This is a genomic window from Vibrio sp. V42_P2S4T144 (genome assembly GCF_009904715.1).
Taxonomy (GTDB): domain Bacteria; phylum Pseudomonadota; class Gammaproteobacteria; order Enterobacterales; family Vibrionaceae; genus Vibrio; species Vibrio alginolyticus.
This window is the reverse complement of sequence record NZ_WXWS01000608.1, coordinates 1-2,563: the sequence shown is the minus strand read 5'-3', so window position 1 is coordinate 2,563 and position 2,563 is coordinate 1. Positions and strand designations below refer to the sequence as shown.

Annotated in this window: 2 protein-coding genes; one reads left to right on the top strand and one right to left on the bottom strand. The window is 43.6% G+C overall.

Annotated features, from left to right (window positions below):
* Nucleotides 1-329: 329 nt before the first annotated feature.
* On the top strand, nt 330-746 hold the full coding sequence (locus CAG68_RS19925; RefSeq protein WP_005375544.1) for a VF530 family DNA-binding protein: 417 nt from the start codon (nt 330-332) through the stop codon (nt 744-746).
* A 151-nt stretch (nt 747-897) separates the two neighbouring features.
* On the opposite strand, the gene CAG68_RS19920 is transcribed toward CAG68_RS19925, so the two are convergent.
* Entirely contained in the window at nt 898-2,148 is a 1,251-nt protein-coding gene (locus CAG68_RS19920) for a DEAD/DEAH box helicase (protein WP_005375545.1), read from the bottom strand.
* Nucleotides 2,149-2,563 lie beyond the last annotated feature (415 nt).

The window sequence follows — 2,563 nt, the reverse complement described above, 5'->3', positions numbered from 1 at the left end:
ACATCAAACTTCTAGGCCATACTAAGAAAGCGGCATGAACCAATTTTGATTTTGATCTTATTAAGCATGTGTTGCTATGGGTAGGAATATTAGACATTAGTAAAAGAACAACAAAAATCTCACTTACTACACAATAATTTAACATCGAGCTAGGACGCTTGAACTTTTATGAGTCATTTTTGAGCAGAGAGCCAAGTAGAACGGCTAATTCCGATTTATACTTTCAAGGTAGAGAGCACTGTGCTCGCATCCATCGCAAAGTAACTATCGATATCTCTACATTGTATACTTTGTTAAACTCCGCCCTTTAATGAGTAAGGCCCTTAAAAATGATGACTGACGAAGAGAGAATCGAGCTGCAACAGAACAATCCACTGCACGGATTAAAGCTAGAGACTATGTTGCAAGAGTTAGTGGATTTTTACGGCTGGGACATTCTAGATACAGCAATGCGTTTTAATTGCTTTAACACTAAGCCTTCGATTGCAAGTAGCGTGAAGTATTTAAAGAAAACCGAATGGGCGAGAGAAAAATTAGAAAACTTTTACCTTTATCGCTTTAAGCGCATGCCACGCGCGAGCGAAGAAGAATACAACTTACCACCAAGAGCTCGTACCTTCCCTCATGGCCTTGAACCTAAAGAGCCAATGCCGCTAACCGTTGACTCTATTCTTAAGTCACAAGCCAAAGCAGCGTCTGCATTTAAAAAGCGTTCACCTCGCGGACGCCCTGCTCGTCGCCAATAACACTATCTTGAAAAGCAATAGAGCCCTACTGGTAGCTCCAGCAGGGCTCTATTGTTCTTTAAAGGAATGGCTAGAAGCGAAGACTCAAGCTAGTGAGCATTCCTTTTCTCTAACAACTCCCGTAAGTAAACTCACATGTAGTTTACGTTTTCTATTGATTACGCTTTTTCTTCTTTTTACCCGTACCTGCCGGCTTTGCTCGCGGCTTCATTGGTAAAAAGTAGGCTTCACTCTGATCGTCTTCCACTTCAAAACCGACTACCTGCTCGCGTTCAAGTTGGAACTTATTTTTCTTTTCTATCACTTTGAAATGGTGGTAGTCGTCGTAATCGATAAGAGATAACCCTAAACCTACTTCACCAGCACGACCACTACGACCGATTCGATGCATATAATCAGCAGGGCTACGCGGAAGATCGAAGTTAATCACCACTGGAAGTTTTTCTATATCCAGGCCGCGTGCTGCGATATCGGTGGCAATAAGAACTTGAATCTCGCCAGACTTAAAACCGTCAAGGACACGAGTACGAGCGCCCTGCCCTTTATCACCATGGAAAACTTCAGCGGTAATACCGCGTTTTGACAACTTTTGAGCTAAATGATTACAGGCATTCTTAGCATTCACAAAAATCAGAGTCTGTCGCCACTGATGCTGTTTGATTAAGTGCGCGAGTACCGCCGTCTTCTCACCTTTATTTACACTAAACACGCGCTGCACCAAAGTGCTGGCTTCTGCGCTCTGCAACTGAACTTCAACAGGGTCGCGGAGCAACTGCTGAGCCAACGTCGTCACTTTATCAGGGAAAGTTGCAGAAAATAACAGCGTCTGTTTCTTCTCTGGGAGTAACGCAAGAATCTTATTCAGTTCTTCGGTAAATCCGAGGCTCAACATACGGTCGGCTTCGTCAAGAACAAGCGTTTTTACTTGGTCCAACTTAATCGCGTTACTGGATACCAGATCAAGTAATCGACCCGGCGTTGCAACAATGATGTCACAGCCACCACGAAGCGCCAGCATTTGTGGGTTCACCGATACACCACCAAATACGGCAACCGTTTTGATCTTATCTCTGAGATGGTATGAGTAAGATTTGACGTTATATGCCACCTGTGATGCCAACTCACGAGTTGGTACTAAAATCAGGTGGGAAACGAAGTTGCCACGGCGATTGTTTGATTCGTCTTGCTGAACAATTTTTTGCAAGATTGGCAGCGAAAAAGCAGCGGTTTTACCAGACCCCGTATTGGCACCACCAATAATATCTTTCCCTTCAAGGATATCAGGAATAGAACGGGATTGAATGGGCGTCGGTTGGCTGTATTCCAACGCTTCTAGTCGCTCGACTAATGTTGGAATCAGGCCAAGATCGGCAAATGTCGCTTGCTGTGTTTTATCTGTCATTACAAAGAGTGGCTCAGTGCTAGTAAAGGCCGTGTATCTTATGCTATTTCGCGTCTGGATGTTAGAGATAATGGCCCAAACAGAAGATTGGTGAAAGAAGCACTATAGGGTTCAGGAACTTCCTTTCACTAACATGAGTTAATGGTTTCGATAACCAATACTCTACGACCAAGATGGTAGCGTTCGCGACAAGCAAAGGGAAAAGGAGCCAGGCATTCTGACTCCTGTAAAGCAAAATACAGCTTGAGAAAACCCTATAGCTTATAATTGGCGAAAAATGCGTTACGACAAATAGAATATTAGCAACTAATGGATAACTTCAAGTATTGAGAGCTAGCGCATGACATGTACATACGCTAGCAGGGTGCTTGTGCCAAGAGCTTGAAAGATAATTTAATCGCACGAACTAGGGTCT

Bases quoted from the DNA above. Each gene is read 5' to 3' on its own strand.
- CAG68_RS19920 (WP_005375545.1), bottom strand. From the start codon at position 2,148: ATGACAGATAAAACACAGCAAGCGACATTTGCCGATCTTGGCCTGATT.
- CAG68_RS19925 (WP_005375544.1), top strand. From the start codon at position 330: ATGATGACTGACGAAGAGAGAATCGAGCTGCAACAGAACAATCCACTG.